The organism is Streptomyces sp. NPDC047981 (assembly GCF_040653315.1).
In the GTDB taxonomy this organism is placed as follows: Bacteria; Actinomycetota; Actinomycetes; order Streptomycetales; family Streptomycetaceae; genus Streptomyces.
Genome location: NZ_JBEZNQ010000005.1, coordinates 128,891 through 145,196, shown reverse-complemented (window position 1 = coordinate 145,196; position 16,306 = coordinate 128,891). Strand labels below are relative to the sequence as shown.

Sequence of the window (16,306 nt, the reverse complement as noted above, 5' to 3'; positions counted from 1 at the left end):
CGGGACGCACGACTCCGACGGGCGCCGGCCTTTCCGGTGTCCCGCTCCGTAGGCGAGAGAGGGAAGCCGATGCTCGAATCCGTCCGCCACCTGGAAGAGGTGGCCCGCGAGTGGAAGATCAACCCCGAGGACGTGCTGCTCATCGCGCTGAACAGCTGCGGGGCGCGTTCGCCGCTGGACAAGCCGCGGATGCGGTTCCAACTGGCGCTGGACTCGCGGCCGGCCGACCCGTCGTACCTGATCCTCTCCCTGGGCCGCGAGGACTCGCCGTTCGAGATCGACGAGCACGAGCTGCGGCTGCACGGTGAGCGGGTCGGCACGGTCACCGGCATCGAGGACGATGACGCCGTACTGGGCTACTGGCGCAACGGCACCAAGATGCTCACCCTGAACTCCAACCAGCGGTCCCAGTGCGTCGGGTGCACGTTCTGCCCGAACACCCTGGAGGGCGCGTCGGACCCGGCGATCCGCGAACTCGACCTGCCCGGCTACTTCGCCACCCTCGCGGCGAACTCCGGGATGCCGGACCTGTCGGGGGTCGAGACCGTCACGGTGTGCACCGGGTGCTTCCTGTACGAGCACCTGGCCCTGGAGCACCTGGAGGGCGTGCGCGCCGCGATGCGCAGCACCGGCTGCGAGGGGACGCTGCACTTCCTGTCGTCGGTGCTCACCAGCGAGGCGGGCCTGGACCGGGCCGCCGGGCTCGGGCCCTTCCACCTGACGCTGACGGTGGAGTGCTTCACCAACCGGGCGAACATCCTCAAGCAGTCCAAGGCCGCGCTGACGGTCGACCAGATGGTCGCCACGCTCGGGGCGGCGAAGGAGCGGGGCATCACCACGGACTTCACCTACATCGTTGGTCTGGACCCGATCGAGGAGGCCGTGGAGAACCTGAAGCGACTGGTGCCGGTGACGACGACGTTCCCGCGGTTCCAGACGTTCCAGGCGCACAACCCCTTCATGGACGTCTACCGCGCGCCGGGGTCGGACACGATCGAGTGGAACCTGGCCATGCGCCGCGCGGTCGAGGAGCTGTACGTGCCGACGGGGCTGCGGCCGCAGTGGTGGCAGAACTACCGCTCGCCGTGGGCGTACACGTTCGCCGGGGAGCAGCTGACCGGGGCGCGGATCTGATGGCCGGCCGGAACGGCGGGGCCGTGACGGTGGTCCGGGCGGTGCGGGTGTGGCCGGTGGCCGGGCAGCCGGCCGGTCTGCCGGAGGGGTTACCGGACGTGGTGGCCGCGGTGGCGGTCACGCCGGCGGGGCCGTCGTGGGCGGAGCACCGGACGCGGTTCGCGATCGAGGTGATCGGTGACGGGGTCTCGGGCTGGCACGCGCCGGTCGGGGAGGGTGTGGCGCGGCTCGTCGTGGACGCCCTCGCCGACGGGCTGGTCGGGCACGATGCGGCAGCGCCGCGCAGGCTCGGCTACCGGCCGCGGGCAGGTCGGCACCAGCAGGGGGCGCACGCCCGGCAGGCCGTCTCGGCAGTCGAGCTGGCGTGCTGGGACCTGGCGTCGCGGGCCTCGGGGCGGTCGGTGCCGGAGCTGCTGGGCGGCACGGTGCGGGAGCGGGTGCCGGCGTACGCGTCCGCGCTCGGCCTGGACCCGAGCCGTCCGGAGGCGGTGAAGGCGGCGGCGTGGATCGCCGAGCAGGGGTTCTGGGGGCAGAAGTGGCCGCTCACCAAGGAGCTGCTGCGCCAGGGGCCGCGGGCCGTTGCCCGGGTGCTGGGGGCGCTGCGGGAGGCGGCGGGCGAGGGCCGGTTCATGGTCGACGGGCTGCGCCGGTGCCGACTGGACGAGGCGCTCGCCCTTCTGCCCGTGCTGGCCGAGCTGGAGGTCGCGTTCGCCGAGGAGCTGCTGGAACCGGGCAGCTTCGCCTGGGGGCGGGTGCGGGCGGCCGGGGCCGGGGTGCCGATGGCGGCCGGGGAGCACGCGGTCGACGAGCACGAGCAGATGCGGCTGCTGACCGGCGGGTCGGTGGACGTGTGGCAGACCGACCCGGGCTGGTCGGGCGGGCTGGCCCGCTCCCTGCACACCACCGAGGTCGCCGCGGACCTGGGCATGGCGACGTTCCCGCACGGCGACCGGCTGTGGGCGGCGCTCGCGCTGGCCGGGGCGTGCTGCCGGGACAAGGTCCCGGCGGTGGAGTGGCACCTGACGCTGGAGCCGCTGCGGCAGCAGGTGTTCACCACACCCGCCCAGGTGGAGGCGGGGATGCTGCCGTCCGGGCCCGGCGCCGGGCTCGCCCCGCTGCCGGTCACCTCCTCGCCGCTCCCGGCATGGGAGATCGGGTCATGAGCGGCCGAACGTGGTCCGGGGTGCGGGCGGTCTGCTTCGACATGGGCGGAACGCTGGTGCGCCCGGAGCCGGTGGCGACGACCGGCCAGGTCGCCGAGGTCCTCGGCATCTCCCTGGAGGAAGCCCGTGCGCTGATGGGCAAGGGAGCCAAGCGGCGCCTGGTCTCCCCGCACGACCTCGCCCACGAGATCGCGGCCGACTTCGAGCGGCCCGCGGTCACCGGCGCGCTCACCGAGGTGCTGGAGCGGGCCCGGCGCCGGGCCGAGGACCCGCAGCTGTACCCGGACGTGCCGGACACCCTGGCCGCGCTGCGCACGCGTGGCTTCGCCCTGTACGCGATGACCAACGCGCTCGGCTCCTCGGTTCCCGAGCAGGAACCTGCCGTGTTCCGCGAGCTGCTGGACAGCGTCTTCTACTCGGCGCGCACGGGCGCGATCAAGCCGGAGCCGGAGGCCTTCGCGGCCGTCCAGCAAGCCAGCGGGCTGCGACCGCAGGAGCTGCTGCACGTCGGCGACTCGGTGAATGCCGACGTCCGCGGGGCTTCGGCGGTCGGCTGGCACACGGCATGGGTGGACCGGCACCACACGACCGGACCGCTGATGTCCGCCGCGCCCACGCTTCGCCTGCACTCCCTCAACACCCTCCTCCTGCTGCTGCCCGCCCGAGCGGCAGCGGAGGCGATCACATCGGAGGTGGCCGGCTGATGGAGCCGTCCCGTACGTCCCGCCCGGCAACACCCCCCGTCCACGACCCGCTGACCGCGTCCGTGCCGCTGTTCGACCCCAGTCAGCTGCCGCTGCGCACCTGGTGCGAGGGCGGCCGGGAGGACGCGGTCACCGGCCTGGTCGCCTTCCCCGACTTCCACAGCCACATCCCGCGCTGCCTGGCCGCCGCCCTGGAGGCGGGGCGGCTGGTGGCGCTGGCGATCGGGGACGTCGACGGACTGAAGGACCACGTGGAGCGCACCAACTCCACCAACCCGACCTCCTACGGGCACCTGGCCGGCAACGAGGTCATGGCGACCGTAGGGGCCACGACCCGCGAGTGGTTCCGCGAGCAGCCCCTCGACTCCGGCTGCGCGGCGACGTTCGGCGGCGACGAAGTGATCCTCGCCGCGGTCGTGGACGACGCCGCCCAGTTCCACCAGGCCCTCGGGATCCTGCGGGACCGGCTCGGCGCCGCGCTGCCGGTGACCGTCTCCTTCGGCCTGATGTTCGTCACCGCCGGAGACCTTCCCGCGCAGCGGGAACGGGGCTGGAAGCACGACTTCACCAACACCCTGCTCGCGACGGTGGACCGGACACTGTTCACGCACAAGGCGGCGCGGCGTGCCGGAGGTGGCCCCGGCGGCATCATCGCCGTCACCCGCCCGCCCCAGCTCGCCGAGGCCGCCCTGGCGGGCCCGGACCCGATGGTCCTGCTCCCGCTGCCGGCCGCCTCCGACACCGCGCATGTGGTGGCCCGGCCGGAGCGGATCGGCGGCCGGGACTTCCTGCTGCTGCCCTGCCGCGGACCGGTCGGCCAGCGCGGCGCCCAGCTGCGCGTCACCTTCCCCACCGGCAGCTCCAAGACCGTCGTGGCCTACGCGCTGCGCGGGCAGGCGGCAGTGCCGTACGCGGCCGTCACGGACGGCGTGACCGGCGTGCCGCTGACAGTGCAGGGCGTGCGGGACCGCACCCCGCGCAGCGTGCCCGAGGATCTGGCCGCCGCCCTGGAGCGGGCGGGGCTGGACTGGGCGGCGGTGCCCGCCCACGAGCAGGCGCAGATCCTCCACCTGGTCACCGAGGCCGGCACCGCGGAGATCCGGGCCGGGCGGGTCACCGCCGCCGTGGACGCGGTCGCCGCGCGGAAAGGAACGGCGCGGTGAGCGAGACCGTCATGGCCCCCGGGCCCGCTGTCGCGGCGGGCCCGGGGGACTTCCCCGACTGGAACCAGGCCGCAGCCCACGCCGCAGCGCGCGTGCCGGACGCGGCCGTCACGGCCGCGTGGCGGGCGCTGAACTACCTGTGCGCCGCGCAGCTGTACCTGAACGACAACGTACTGCCCGGCCGGCCGCTGCGGGTGGAGGACGTGAAGGAGGCGCCGAGCGGACACTGGGGGGTGTGCCCGCCGGTGAACTTCATGCTCGCGCACCTCGGGCCGCTCACCGCATGGCGTCCCCCGGGCAGCGAGGTCCTCGTCGTCCACGGCGCCGGGCACGCCGGCCCGTCGGCGCTCGCCCACGCCTACCTGACGAAGACCCTCACGCTGACCGGCAGCGGACCGGGCTGGTCGGCGGCCGACCTGCGCGCGCTGGCCGCGGGCTTCCCGCACACCCGCTCCTACGGCGGGGAGATCACCCCACTGATCCCCGGCGTGCGCTACACCGGCGGCCAGCTCGGGCCGGCGCTCGCCGTCGCGCAGGGCATGGTCCTGGACGCCCCGCACCGCCTGGTGGTCGCGCTGCTCGGCGACGGGGAGCTGGAGACCGGCGCCGCCGCGGCGGCCTGGACCGCGCGGCGGGCGCTGCTCGGCTCGGGGCTGCACGGCGCGGTGCTGCCCGTCGTGCTGGCCAACGGCCTGCGGATGGGCGGCCCCTCCCTGCTGGCCGGGCTCGACGAGGCCGAGCTGCGCGCGTACTTCACCGGCCTGGGGTACGAGCCGTTCCTCCACGACGGCTCCGACGTGGCCGGCTTCCGGACGGTCCTGGCCGAGGTGTTCGCCCGGCTGCGGCCGCTCGGTGTCGCCCGGCCGCAGCCGGTGCTCGTCCTGACGATGCCCAAGGGCGCGACCGGACCCGAAGAGGTCGCCGGCCGCCGGATCGCCGGAACCCCCGCCGTCCACAAGACCCCGCTGAAGGACCCTGCCCACAACCGGGAGGAGTTCGACGCCCTCGCCGCGTGGCTGGCCTCGTACCAGCCCGGCACCCTGTTCACCGACCGGGGACTGCCGTCCGACCTCGTACGGCAGGCGCTGCCGCACCCGCCGCCCCGGCCCCGCCCGGCCCCGCCGGTGGCGCCGCTCGCCGTCCGCGGCACGGAGGCGTGGCCGCTGCTCAGCGCAGTGATCCGCGAGCGCGCCGCCGCCGGTGCCTTCCGCCTGTTCAGTCCGGATGAGGCGGCCTCCAACCGGCTGCACCTGGCTGACGGCCCGGACGGCGGGATGCCGGCGTGGGCGAGCGAGATCCTCAACGAGGAGATCTGCCACGCCTGGCTGCAGGGCTACACCGAGACCGGCCGCGACGCGCTGCTGGCCACGTACGAGGCGTTCGCCGCGGTCAACACCAGTCTCCTCGTCCAGCATCTCAAGCACCGCAGCGCGCGGACCGCGACCGGTGCGGGCGGGCTGGCGAACATCAACTACCTGATCACCTCGCTGGGCTGGCGCAACACCTACACCCACCAGAACCCCGGGCTCGTCTCCGCGATGCTGGAGACCGAGAACCCCACCGTGCACGTCTACACCCCGGCCGACGCAACCCGCGCGGCCGCCGTCCTGGCGGTCATGCTCACCGGGCGGGACCGGGCGAACTTCCTGCTCGCCGACAAGCACCACACGCTCACCTTCCCCCCGGACACCTTCCGCGAGGAGCTGACCGTCGGCGCCGCGATCTGGCCCCACCTCAGCACCCCCGGGCCCGAAGGGCCGGACATCGTCCTGGCCTCCGCCGGGGACGTCGCGGCACGCGAGCTGTCCGCCGCGGCTGGCCGGCTCGCCGCCGCCCGCCCGGACGCCCGCATCCGCTACGTGCACGTCAACGAACTCACGGTTCTCGGGCACCCGGACACCTGGCCCGCCGCACTGCCCGACGCCGCTTTCGACCGCCTGTTCCCGACCGGCGCCCCGGTGCTGCTGGCCACCGTCACGCAGGCCCCGGCCGTACGGGCCCTGCTGGCCGGCCGCGGCGAAGCCGCCCGCGTCCGCGTGGTCGGCTACCGCGACCCCGGCCGCCCCCTGCCCTCCGCCGACCTGCTGGAGCACTGCGGCATGTCCGCCGCCGCGCTCACCGCCCAGGCGCTCTCGATGCTCAAGGAGCCGCGATGACCACCCCGCTCGCACCCGACCCCGAGCAGCTGGCCGCCTTCGACCGCGACGGCCTCCTCGTCCTGCGCGGCGCCCTCGCCCCCGAGGTACGCGACCGCGCGGCCGAGGCCGCCGTACGGCTCCTGGCCACCGACCGGACCGCGGGCCGGGACCGCTCGGTCGACGGCAAGGACGGCTTCCGCGGCGTCGTCGCCCTGGACGACACCTTCCTCCCACTGCTGGCCAACCCGGCCGTGCTGCCCACGCTCGTCGGCCTGCTCAGCCCCAACATCCACCTGATGTCGAGCAACCTGATCTCCATGCCGTCCCTGCCGGACGAGCAGCGCACCATCCGGGTTCCGGCCCGGCACGGCTGGCACCGCGACATGTCCTCCACCGTGGCCGATCTCGGTGTCGACCGCACGCCTCGTCTGGCGATCAAGGTGGCGTACTTCCTCACCGACCCGGGCCCGGACGCCGGGCTCACGATGTTCGTGCCCGGCAGTCACACCCGCACCGGGCCCGTCATCGTCCCGGAGGGGGACATCGACCCGCCCGGCGCGATCACCCCGGACATCGGCTCCCACGACGTGGTCCTCTTCGAGAACCGCACCTGGCACGCCGGCGGCCTCAACCGCTCCGGCCACACCCGCCTGGCCGTGATGATGCAGTACGGCTATCGCTGGCTCAACGCCGTCGACGACCCCGCCCCCGGCCTCCTCGACCGGCCTGACCTGGACGACGTCGCACGGCAGCTCCTCGACGCCCGCGACCGCCACCCCGACGGCTCCGTCGCCCGCGAAGGCTCCGGCGCCCGCCCCCTGGCGGACTGGTGGGAGCACCTGAACGCCGCTCCGGCTCGTTGACCGAACACCCGCCCCTGACCGCACCCCCGCGAGAGACTGGACCCGTGACCTCGTACACGCCCGACGAACTGTTCGCGTCCACCGCGCCGTACTACGCCGCGCACCGGCCCCGCTACGCGCCCGAGTTCTACACCCTGCTCGGCGACCGCTTCGGCCTCGATGGCACCCAGCGCGTCCTCGACCTCGGCGCCGGCCCCGGCATCATCGCCCTCGACCTCGCACCCCTCGTCGGCGAGGTCATCGCCGTCGACCCCGAGAAGGGCATGCTCGAAGAGGGCCGCCGCCTCGCCGACGAGCAGGGCATCACCAACATCGACTGGCGCGAGGGCGACTCCACCACCCTCCCAGCGATGGACATCGGGCCCGTGCTCCTCACCGTCATGGGCGCGGCCTACCACTGGATGGACCGCGACCAGGTCGCCCGGGACCTCGACCGGATCATCGAACCGGGCGGCGCGATCGTCCTCGCCTCCGGCGGCGCCCATGGCGACCTCGAGCCCGCCGACTGGCGGCACGTCGTCGACGAGGTCCGCACCCGCTACCTCGGCCCCGAGCGCCGCGCCGGCTCCGGCACCTACTCCCACCCCAAGGAGCGCCACCAGGACGTCCTCGCGCGCTCCCCGTTCTCCGAGGTCGACACCGCGCACTGGGACCACACCCTGACCCGCACCGTGGACGAGGTCATCGGCTGGGTGTTCAGCCTGTCCTACTCCAGCCCCGCCCAGCTCGGCGAGCAGAAGGACGCCTTCGAGGAGGACCTGCGCACAGCGCTGCTCGCATTCGCCCCTTCCGGGAGGTTCGACGAGGTGATCCGCACCGAGGCGATCATCGCCACCAGGCCCTAACCCTGCCAGGCCGGCTCGGGCATACTGCCCGCGTGACAGCACCCAGGATCGGCGACGTAGCCGAGGCTCGCGTCGCCCGATACCTTCGCGAGCGGGGTTACACCTTCGAGGTGGAGCCCGAGTTCGGCACCGGACGCCACCCCGACTACCTGGTCACCGCAGGCGAGCACACGCTCGTCGCGGAGGTGAAGGCGTTCGAGACGTACGGCATGTTCCAGGACACCGTTCCGGGTCAGGTGATGTCCCGCTCGCTCAGCGAGGCGCTCGCGCCGATCCGTAAGCAGATCAAGAAGGCCGCCGGCCAGCTCAAGGGCCTGCGAGACCGGGGCTGGCCGCTGATCATCGTGCTCGACAACCCCGGCGGCCGGCCGATCCCGTTCGACTCCCCCCATCTGATTCTCTCCGCGATGTACGGCGATCTCACCCTTCAAGCCCCGGTCCTGCCGGACGGGGTACTGGGCGACTTCCGCGGCGTCGCTGGCCGCAACGGGAGCCTGCGCAACGACCACCCCTACGTCAGCGCCCTCGCGGTCGTACGCCGGGAGGACCACGCCGCGCAGTGGGCGGGAGCCTGGTTCGACGAGAACCGGGCTCAGTTCGGTGACGACGTCCAGGCTCTGGTGGCCGCGTTCGCCGAGGCGAGCCAGGGCGCGCCGGAGGGCGACGAGCTCTTCGTGGAGGTCTACGAGACGCTCAGCACCGAGGCCGTTCCGCTGCCCCGCGACGTGTTCAACGGGCCACGGGATCGCCGCTGGGTCCCGAATGCCGACCGAACCGCGCTCGTTCCTCTTGCTGCAGGGGCCGACGCCTGAGAGTTCGGGACGGGCAGCGGGCATGTCCGCAATCAACCGTGCGTTCGACACGGACCGGTCAAGGCGTCCGGCGTACGCACGCTCGGCTCGCCGGTCCAGAAATGAGTCGGGGCCAGACGACACGGATCCGAGGATCCGTACCGGCCTCGGAGGACCGGCTTGGGCAAAATCGTCTGGCCCCTCACCACAAACCACCTCACAGGGTTCCTCAAACTCGAAGAGCGAGGTCACCCACAAGGAGATTCGTAGGAGTAACTATAGCGAGCGGCGGAGGGCGGACGGTGCCTCCGGCCGGTGCCGAGCCACCGGCACCGGCCGCTGCGCTCAGGCGGCGACCTCGCGCAGGTCGGCGAGGAAGCGGCGGAGCTGGGTGGCTTCTGCCGAGTCGGGAGCGAGCCCGCCGTTGCGAGCGGCGAACTGCCCGGCGAGCTGATCGGCACTCCAGCCGCGTTCCCCGGCCTCGCTGACGATCTCGAACCAGACCGCTTCCGGGTCGTCGTCCTCGACGATCTCGGCGTCGATCGGCTCCTCTTCGGCGGCGTTCGCCGCGTTCATGTTCTTCCCTCCGATCTTCGTCGAGCTCGCCGCCTTGGCCTCGACAGCGCGCTTCGCCGTGCCGATGGCGACCAGCTCTGCCTTGAGCTCGTCGGTCATGTCACCAGCTGCTTCCGCCTCCCGGTAGATCTTCAGCGCCGCGTCTGCCGTGGGCGCCCTTCGGGCCTCGGCCGCGTAGTCGCGGCCGACCGCTTCGAGCGCGAGGTGGGCAGGCGGGACGGGGCTGAGCTCGGCGCCGGGGATGGTGCCGGTGAGCGCCTGACGCGCGGTGGCCCTGACCTCCACGACGACGACGGGGAACTTTTTGAGCTTGCCCTCGGCCATGCGTTGACGCTGCTCGATTCGCATGCCGACGGGGATAACGCCGCGACCACCGGTGCCGGAGAGGACCATGTCGACGACGCCCGGCCACTCGTTGGCCGCGTAGAACCCGTGCGTCTCCGCCCTCCAGACGCCGATCCCCGGCAGGTCGGGAAGGTAGACCTTGATCCTGCTGGTCGCCCGGCACACCTGCTGGGGGCCGAGTAGGTGCCAGTTCTCTCCATGCCGGTCGAGGCAGATGCATGGCTTCATGGACAGCTTCTCGGTGATGCCGTCGCAGCGGCGGGCGCAGCCGCCGCCCGTCCACATCTCGTTGTACTGGGACAGCGGGTCACCGGGCGGGAGAAGAGCTTCGATGGTGGTCGCCTCGGTGATGACCCTCCACTGGTCGGGATGGTTGCCCTGCGGGCTCCAGCGTTCGACCTTGCCGCCCCACATCTCGGCGGCGGCGTCGACTCGTGAGCGGTCGTGGCTGGAGACGATCCAGGTCTCGGACTTGACGGGTCGGTTCCGGCCCTTGTCGGTGGGCACGCTCCAGCCGGTGCGAAGGCGTCCGAGTTCGGCGGCCTGCCGCTGGAGGTTCAGGAGTCGTCCGGCCATCAGGCTGCCCTCCTCAGGGTCGTGGGGTCGAGGTCGGTAGGTGGGGTGAGCGGAATGAACTTGGTCTTGTCGATGTGCTGGAGGTGCTTGGCCACGGTCAGGGCCGAGCGGAAGGCGGCGAAGGACGCCCGGTTCGCCTGCATCGGGACGAGGTTGACGCGGCGGCGGCGGAGGTTGAGGATCGCGGCTCCGGCGACCTTGGGCATCGGGATGTCCGTGCCGTCGGGCGCCCAGATCACTGGCGCGTACCGATAGGCCGCCAGCTGCATGTCGTACTCGGGCCATACGGTGGTGGACGCCTGTGTCTCGCTCGTCTTGATGTCGATGAGCCAGAGCTGCCGTCGGCGCTTCCTCGTCGCCCCGGTGGGCAGGTGCAGGAGCATGTCCATGGTCCCGGCGTAGCCCAGCCCCCGGTGTGCGACGGTCGCTTCGGCAGCCTCAAGGTCCCGGTTGGGGTCGATACCCCAGGCATCGAGGAACTTCAGGAATTGGTTGAAGTACGGCATGACTTCGGGGTCTTCCTCGTCCGGCACCGGGGCGCGTAGGAGGTGCGCCTCGGCGCGGTTGTGGACTCTGGAGCCGCGGTCCGCCGCCGCGTCCCGCATGAGGGCCGGCTGCTGTTTGATCTCCTTCAGGATGCCTTCGGGGTCCTTGCGGGCCTGGGAGACGACCCGGGGCAGGTTGCCGAGCACGTAGTTGGCCACGACCTTGGAGGCCCAGGGGATGAGGATCGGCTTGCCGACCGAGTGGTCGAGCACGTTCGTCACCGAGATGAGGTCCGGGCCGCCTTGGGGGTCTTCGTAGTACCGCCCTTGGTCGGTGGCTCTGGCCTGTTGCGGATTGGTCATGGGGCCGCCCCCGGTGGCACGGGGGCGGCCGTGGGTCGCGCCGGAGAGGCTCCGGCTTCGACCGTAGTGCGCATGGTCACGTGGGGTCCTTGTCGCTGTGGTCTGTGGCGGCCGACCCAGGGTTTGCCCTCCCTGTTTCGACGTTAACTAGTCTACCCTGGATGGGGAGGGGTGGTCAAGTCCTCCCCGACTCCATTCAGCGGCATTTGCCCTGGTGAGGCGGCGTGCGCGGTGGCAGGGGCCGGCTCAGGGGACCTTCAGCGCGGCTGCGACGGCCAGGCTGAGCGCTGCCGCTGTGGCGCGGGCGTCGCGCTCCAGGCCGGACAGCGCCGAGCGGAGCGCGGAGCGCCTGGACGAGGGTGGCGCAGCCGCGGCGGTTCGCCAGGCGGCCGTCACCTGCGCGCGAACCTCTCCATGAACGCGTACCTGCTGCTGGGTGTGTTCGATGTCGGCGGCCGTCGCCGACCCCCGGCGGAAGAAGGCGTTCGCCTTGGAGGTGGCCTCCAGCACGGTGACGGCGTCCACCTGGTTCGGCGCGAGCAGATCCAGATCGGGGATGCCGTCATCGGTCAGGTGCTCGGGACGGCACCGCTCCTGGACTCCGGCGAGGAGGACCGTGGCCAGGTCGAGTGTCCCGTGGGGATACCGCTGCTGGAGGGCGATGACGATCCCGATCGCCTCCCTGTTGATCAGCCCTTCTCGGGTGGCCTTGACAAAGCCGGTGGCTGCGCGGGCTACGAGGTCCCAGTAGGCGGGGGAGTCGGGAGGCGGCAGGGCGGCGTCGGCGCCGCGTCCGAAAGGGGAGGTCATCGGCGGTTCCCGGTGTCGTTGGTCCGGTGGGTGAGGAGGTGGCGCTTGCGTTCCTCGTTGACGTACGACTTCGACCCAGCGCGGCAGGTGAAGCTGCCGCAGCTGCACGTCGCCTCGTGGTAGGCCCGCCCGGGGCAGCCGGGCGTGAGTGGTTTTCCGCTGGTCGTGTAGCGGTGGTCGGGTGGGCAGACTGTGTTGTCCGGGTCGGCGTGGTGGGCCCGGAGGGGGGCGGTGTGACGGTGCATCGGGCGGGTTCGCTTTCAACAGGGGGCGGCGGGCTCGCCGGCTGCCCCGGGGGAGTCAGGCGGCGGCCGGAACGGACCGCGCGTGTCGAGCGACGAGGGAGGTCTCGCCGCCGGTGATCTCGGCGTAGACGTCGTCGAAGTTGTCCCTGGCCTTGGCCGGGGCGAGAGCGGGTCCGACGGCGAGGAAGTGTTCAGCGGTGGGGTACGAGGGGCCGAGCGTGCGCAGGTGGGCGCGGGTGATGCCGTGTTCGTCGATGGTGACGCGGGCGTCGTACTCGGCGGCGAGGCTGGAGAGGGCGGCGGTCATCGCCGCGCATGAGCCGGTTTCCAGGGGTAGGACGCTTCGGTAGGCGTGGCCCTTGAGCCGGGGGTCGCCGTCGCGGGCGTGGAAGATGCGGCGGACCTCGTACACGCTCCAGTCGGCGCGTTCGATCCGGTCGTGATGGCGTTCGAGCAGGTGGTGGAGGCCCGCGTCTCGTATTACTTCGTAGGCAGCATGGCGGCCGAAGAGTCTGGCCTTGGGGTTCATCACGAGGGCGTTGTGCTCGATGAGCAGGGATCGGAGCGCCGCCTCGGGTTGGGTGCGCCAGTTCTCGACAAGGGCTTCGCGTCCGGTCTTTCCGTTCTGGAAGGGGCAGAAGAAGCAGCACGAGCGGCCGAACTCCCGCCCGAGGTTGGTGCGGAGGTATGCGGAGGCCGTATCACGGCCCCAGTTCCATCTGATGAGCGGGAAGTCCGGGAGCCGGTGCCCCTTGTTGTGGCCCAGGTCGCGCTCGGCCCGCTTGGTCTCGTCGGCGTTGTAGCCGATGCAGTGTACGAAGGGCGCATGCCCCACGTTGGCGGCCAGCCAGGAGTCCAGCGCGAAGTGCTTGATCCAGTCGCTGCAGGAACGGCGGGTCGAGCTGACCTGGGGCACAGTGCCGGCGCCCAGCATGCGCTCGCCCAGGGTCACGGGGACGTCGGTGACGAGCCGGGTGGGCGTGCGTGTGTCGTCGAGGACGACGTAGCCGTCGGCCGCCGCCTGACCGGCTCTCGCGATCTGCACCGTGCGTACGCGATGCTTGGCGACGAGAGGGAAGAGGGCCTGCTCCATGGCGTCCTTGGTGTGCTGGTACTCCTCTCCGACGCTGGCGATGAGGATGGTGAGCTGATCGAGTCCGAATCCGCGGGTCTGCGGTTCCAGGAGCCAGCGGGCGACGATGGCGGAGCTGTCGACGCCCATGCCGACGTTGGCGATGACGGGGCAATCCGCAGGGATGCGGAAGTCAACGTGCGGAGGCACGGGTTCTCCCTGGAAGTGGTGGTCTGTGGCGGCCGACCCAGGGTTTGCCCTCCCTGTTTCGACATGGACTAGTTTACCACAAGGGGCGGTGGACCTCCAGCCCGGTTCAGCGGCCGGCGTGCTCGTCGTGGAGCGCAGCCGCCTTCTTCCACCAAGCCTCGCGCACGTCGGCGTCCCCGCGGGCTCGCGCACACTGGCCGCGCTGGTCACCCATGCCGCCGGCCAGCGGCGCGTACAGGTGCGGAACGGACGGAAGCAGCAGCGCGGCGTAGTCCTGACCGCCGAGGAAGACGACGTCCGCGTCATCGAGGCCGAGACGCGCCGCTTGCCAGCGGATCTTCTCCGGCGTGATGGCCCGCTCGTCCCGGAGGGTGACGTCGTAGGGGTGCAGGAGCCGGTCGAGCGGGACGAGACCGTGGAACGCGGAGGCGATGAAGATCAGCGTCTGGTCGGTCAGGGCGTCCGCCGCCCCCCGAAGGGACCGGTGGTAGTCGCCGACGTAGAGCTCGCCGGCCGGGTAGCCGGGGAGCGGGTTGCCGTATTCGTTGACGCCGGGGTCCGGCAACTTCTTCTCCCCGCAGGCGATGACGACGACGCGCCTGCGGCGAACGTCGATGTTCCCGCGCTGCCGGGCGTACTCCCGGCCGGCCTCCGTGAGGTAGAGCGAGCGGCCCGTTTCCTCCCACGTCACCAGGCCCTGGTCGTACGGCTCGGGCCGGATGGCGGCGTAGCCGATCGCGGCGATCTTCCGCAGGGTCGAGCCGCGAAACCAGGTCTCACCTGCCCGGTAGGCCGGGTCGTCACGGCCGGGGACGTTCTGGTCCGGACGCCGCGCGGCGGTGAGCACGGCGTCGTGCTGACGGGCAGGCAGCTTCGGCAGGACACCGGGGAACTCGGACAGCGGGCTGTGCCCCGGGTACGCCTGCCGCCAGGCGTCCAGGGCCGCCCATCCGTCCTCGGTCATCCGGTGGGTGCCACCGTCGCCCTCGTGAGGGACGACCAGGCCGTCGGCCTCCAGCTTGGCGAGCGCAGCAGCATGCCCGGCGACGACACCGTCGTCGTTGGTGTTGAGGATTCTGGCGCCGGTGGGGCTGAGCCCGTGACTCATCTGATGGTTCCTTCGTTTCGCTCGGTAAACGGTGGGAGAGGCGCCGCCTCGTGTCGAGGGGCGGGATAGGTGGGACCGGCCAGTCGAAGCCGGGTGCGATGCGGGCCGATGGTTCGGGCGTACTTGTGGCAGCCGCCGTGGTGCAGCGTCGTCGCCCCGACCTCCTCGAGCGCCCGAGAGAGCCAGCGAGCACCGTCCTCCTCGGCTCGGCGGGCGGTTGCCCCGAGCGCGACGAGGCGACGCTCGACTGCCGCGTGCCCGGTCTCGTCTCGGCGGATCTTGGCCGCAGTGCGGTCGCTCAGCACAGTGGCGTCAGGCAGTACGACCAAGCGTCGCGCGCGGGTGCGGCCGAGGTAGGCGAAGCCCTGGCCGTGGCCGTAGACGTGGCCGATGTGTCCCGGCATCACCTGCACGGGGCCGCTCGCCGTGTTCATGACCCGCACGACGGGATCAGCGTGTGCGATCACTCCTCGGATTCCCCTGGTGGTGGCGTCTTGGAACGCCCTCGCGCACGCCCACGACTCGCCGTTCGAGGCCACGGAATCCAGGAGGCACATGCGCGATAGCTCCAGCGATTCCTTCAGCGGCGTAAGGTCCGGGAACACGTTGAGGACGGCGGTGTTCATCGGCACCCCGAGTGCGAGCACCCCGACCAGGCGGCCGCCTTCGGGCTCACCGGGTCCGGGGGGCTGGTCGACGCGCTGGAGGCCATAGGCCAGACGCACGACGGGCCAGCTCGCGCTGTAGTGGTGGGCGATGATGAAGCGTTTCGCCGGCGCCTCGGGGATCCGGACGACGCGGTGGACCTCCGGATCGAAGCCACCGTCCCGAGTCCGTTTCCACGTCGGCTCCCGGCGCTTCCACCTCTGGCACCAGGTGTCGGCACCCGGCTGCTGCAGTTCGAGCTGCTGGGTGCGGATCATGCCGCCCTCGCCATAGTCCGCCCGACGCGGCCGCCGGCCTTCTGCGCCTGGAGGCGCCGTCGATGTTCGGCCAGGGTCAGCGGGCGCGACACCCCTCCGCGGCGCTCACGCAGGATCGCGACGTCTTTCCCAAGGTGGGCGCGGAACCGGGCTTCACGGCACTCAGCCTCCGCGTACCGCTCCGGCTCGTGCTCCAGGAGCTTCGCCCAGTGCTTCTGCCCTCCCCTGATACACATGCCCGCGCAGTTGTTGTGGTCGGCCCAGGCGTAGAGCCGCGGGGGGTCGATGCCGATGTCGCGCGCCCACTGGAGCATCTGCTCCTTGGACATGGTCGGCTCCTCGCACATGGGGAACTCGACGCGCCACGGCGCCCATCCTCTCGTCGTCCCGGGGATCCGCCGGATCTCCGTGTGGTCGAACCCGACGTAGAGGATCGAGTCGTCCGGGTCGGCGTTCGCTTCGACCCAGCGCCGGCACGGAAGCTGCTTGAGGTGAACCGAGCAGGGGGCAAGGCGGCTGTTGCCCAGGAACTTGACGTCGTGGAAGACCTGCCAGGGGTCCCTGCCGTCCGCGACGATCACGGGCTCGACGGTCAGGTAGCGGGCCGTCTCGTCGACGAATCTCCAGAGGTCTTCGTCCTCGGCACGGGAGTCGGCGACGAGAAGGACCAGGTCGTCGACTCCGTGCCGCTCGGCCACGCGCATGGCTGCGGCCCAGGACCCGATCCCGCCGCTGTACTGGACGATGTGCTGGGTCATGCCCGCCTCCACGGGCCGGATGAGCGATTCACGT

At 71.9% G+C, this 16,306-nt stretch carries 15 protein-coding genes; 8 read left to right on the top strand and 7 right to left on the bottom strand.

All coding sequences use genetic code 11. From position 1 onward, the window contains the following. The first annotated feature begins 69 nt into the window (after positions 1–69). Genes AB0E14_RS05260 through AB0E14_RS05225 form a run of 8 tightly spaced genes read left to right on the top strand, consistent with a single transcriptional unit; the run spans position 70 to position 8,822 of the window. A complete protein-coding gene (locus tag AB0E14_RS05260; RefSeq protein ID WP_362412256.1) occupies positions 70–1,134 on the top strand; it encodes a radical SAM protein in 1,065 nt (354 codons plus the stop codon). Beyond that, positions 1,134–2,297: an enolase C-terminal domain-like protein gene (locus AB0E14_RS05255; protein ID WP_362412253.1), complete on the top strand. Its 1,164-nt coding sequence runs from the start codon at positions 1,134–1,136 to the stop codon at positions 2,295–2,297. Before AB0E14_RS05260 ends, AB0E14_RS05255 begins: the two co-directional genes overlap by 1 nt. After that, complete coding sequence (locus tag AB0E14_RS05250) at positions 2,294–3,001, top strand: HAD family hydrolase (RefSeq protein WP_362412250.1); 708 nt, start codon at positions 2,294–2,296, stop codon at positions 2,999–3,001. Before AB0E14_RS05255 ends, AB0E14_RS05250 begins: the two co-directional genes overlap by 4 nt. Further along, positions 3,001–4,164 (top strand): hypothetical protein, encoded by a 1,164-nt coding sequence (locus AB0E14_RS05245; RefSeq protein ID WP_362412247.1) that lies wholly within the window; start codon positions 3,001–3,003, stop codon positions 4,162–4,164. Before AB0E14_RS05250 ends, AB0E14_RS05245 begins: the two co-directional genes overlap by 1 nt. Beyond that, positions 4,161–6,320, top strand: coding sequence for a phosphoketolase (locus AB0E14_RS05240; RefSeq protein ID WP_362412244.1), 2,160 nt, complete (start codon positions 4,161–4,163; stop codon positions 6,318–6,320). The genes AB0E14_RS05245 and AB0E14_RS05240 overlap by 4 nt, the downstream gene beginning before the upstream one ends. Continuing rightward, positions 6,317–7,165, top strand: a complete 849-nt coding sequence (locus AB0E14_RS05235) for a phytanoyl-CoA dioxygenase family protein (RefSeq protein WP_362412241.1) — start codon at positions 6,317–6,319, stop codon at positions 7,163–7,165. Before AB0E14_RS05240 ends, AB0E14_RS05235 begins: the two co-directional genes overlap by 4 nt. A gap of 44 nt (positions 7,166–7,209) precedes the next feature. Next, positions 7,210–8,010: a class I SAM-dependent methyltransferase gene (locus AB0E14_RS05230; protein WP_362412238.1), complete on the top strand. Its 801-nt coding sequence runs from the start codon at positions 7,210–7,212 to the stop codon at positions 8,008–8,010. Between the two features lie 32 nt (positions 8,011–8,042). Next, positions 8,043–8,822, top strand: a complete 780-nt coding sequence (locus AB0E14_RS05225; protein ID WP_362412235.1) for a hypothetical protein — start codon at positions 8,043–8,045, stop codon at positions 8,820–8,822. 324 nt (positions 8,823–9,146) lie between these two features. Here the strand turns inward: AB0E14_RS05225 and AB0E14_RS05220 are convergent, their stop codons facing one another. From AB0E14_RS05220 to AB0E14_RS05190, 7 genes are all read right to left on the bottom strand, one after another. Further along, positions 9,147–10,298, bottom strand: a complete 1,152-nt coding sequence (locus AB0E14_RS05220) for a hypothetical protein (RefSeq protein ID WP_362412232.1) — start codon at positions 10,296–10,298, stop codon at positions 9,147–9,149. After that, complete coding sequence (locus AB0E14_RS05215) at positions 10,298–11,146, bottom strand: hypothetical protein (protein WP_362412229.1); 849 nt, start codon at positions 11,144–11,146, stop codon at positions 10,298–10,300. The genes AB0E14_RS05220 and AB0E14_RS05215 overlap by 1 nt, the downstream gene beginning before the upstream one ends. Positions 11,147–11,392: 246 nt before the next feature. Next, on the bottom strand, positions 11,393–11,956 hold the full coding sequence (locus AB0E14_RS05210) for a hypothetical protein (RefSeq protein ID WP_362412226.1): 564 nt from the start codon (positions 11,954–11,956) through the stop codon (positions 11,393–11,395). A 300-nt stretch (positions 11,957–12,256) separates the two neighbouring features. Next, positions 12,257–13,483, bottom strand: a complete 1,227-nt coding sequence (locus tag AB0E14_RS05205; protein WP_362412223.1) for a hypothetical protein — start codon at positions 13,481–13,483, stop codon at positions 12,257–12,259. A gap of 106 nt (positions 13,484–13,589) precedes the next feature. Continuing rightward, positions 13,590–14,591 (bottom strand): DUF6884 domain-containing protein, encoded by a 1,002-nt coding sequence (locus tag AB0E14_RS05200; RefSeq protein WP_362412220.1) that lies wholly within the window; start codon positions 14,589–14,591, stop codon positions 13,590–13,592. Then, positions 14,588–15,514, bottom strand: coding sequence for a hypothetical protein (locus AB0E14_RS05195; protein WP_362412217.1), 927 nt, complete (start codon positions 15,512–15,514; stop codon positions 14,588–14,590). Before AB0E14_RS05195 ends, AB0E14_RS05200 begins: the two co-directional genes overlap by 4 nt. Then, a complete protein-coding gene (locus AB0E14_RS05190; protein ID WP_362412214.1) occupies positions 15,511–16,272 on the bottom strand; it encodes a hypothetical protein in 762 nt (253 codons plus the stop codon). The genes AB0E14_RS05195 and AB0E14_RS05190 overlap by 4 nt, the downstream gene beginning before the upstream one ends. Positions 16,273–16,306 lie beyond the last annotated feature (34 nt).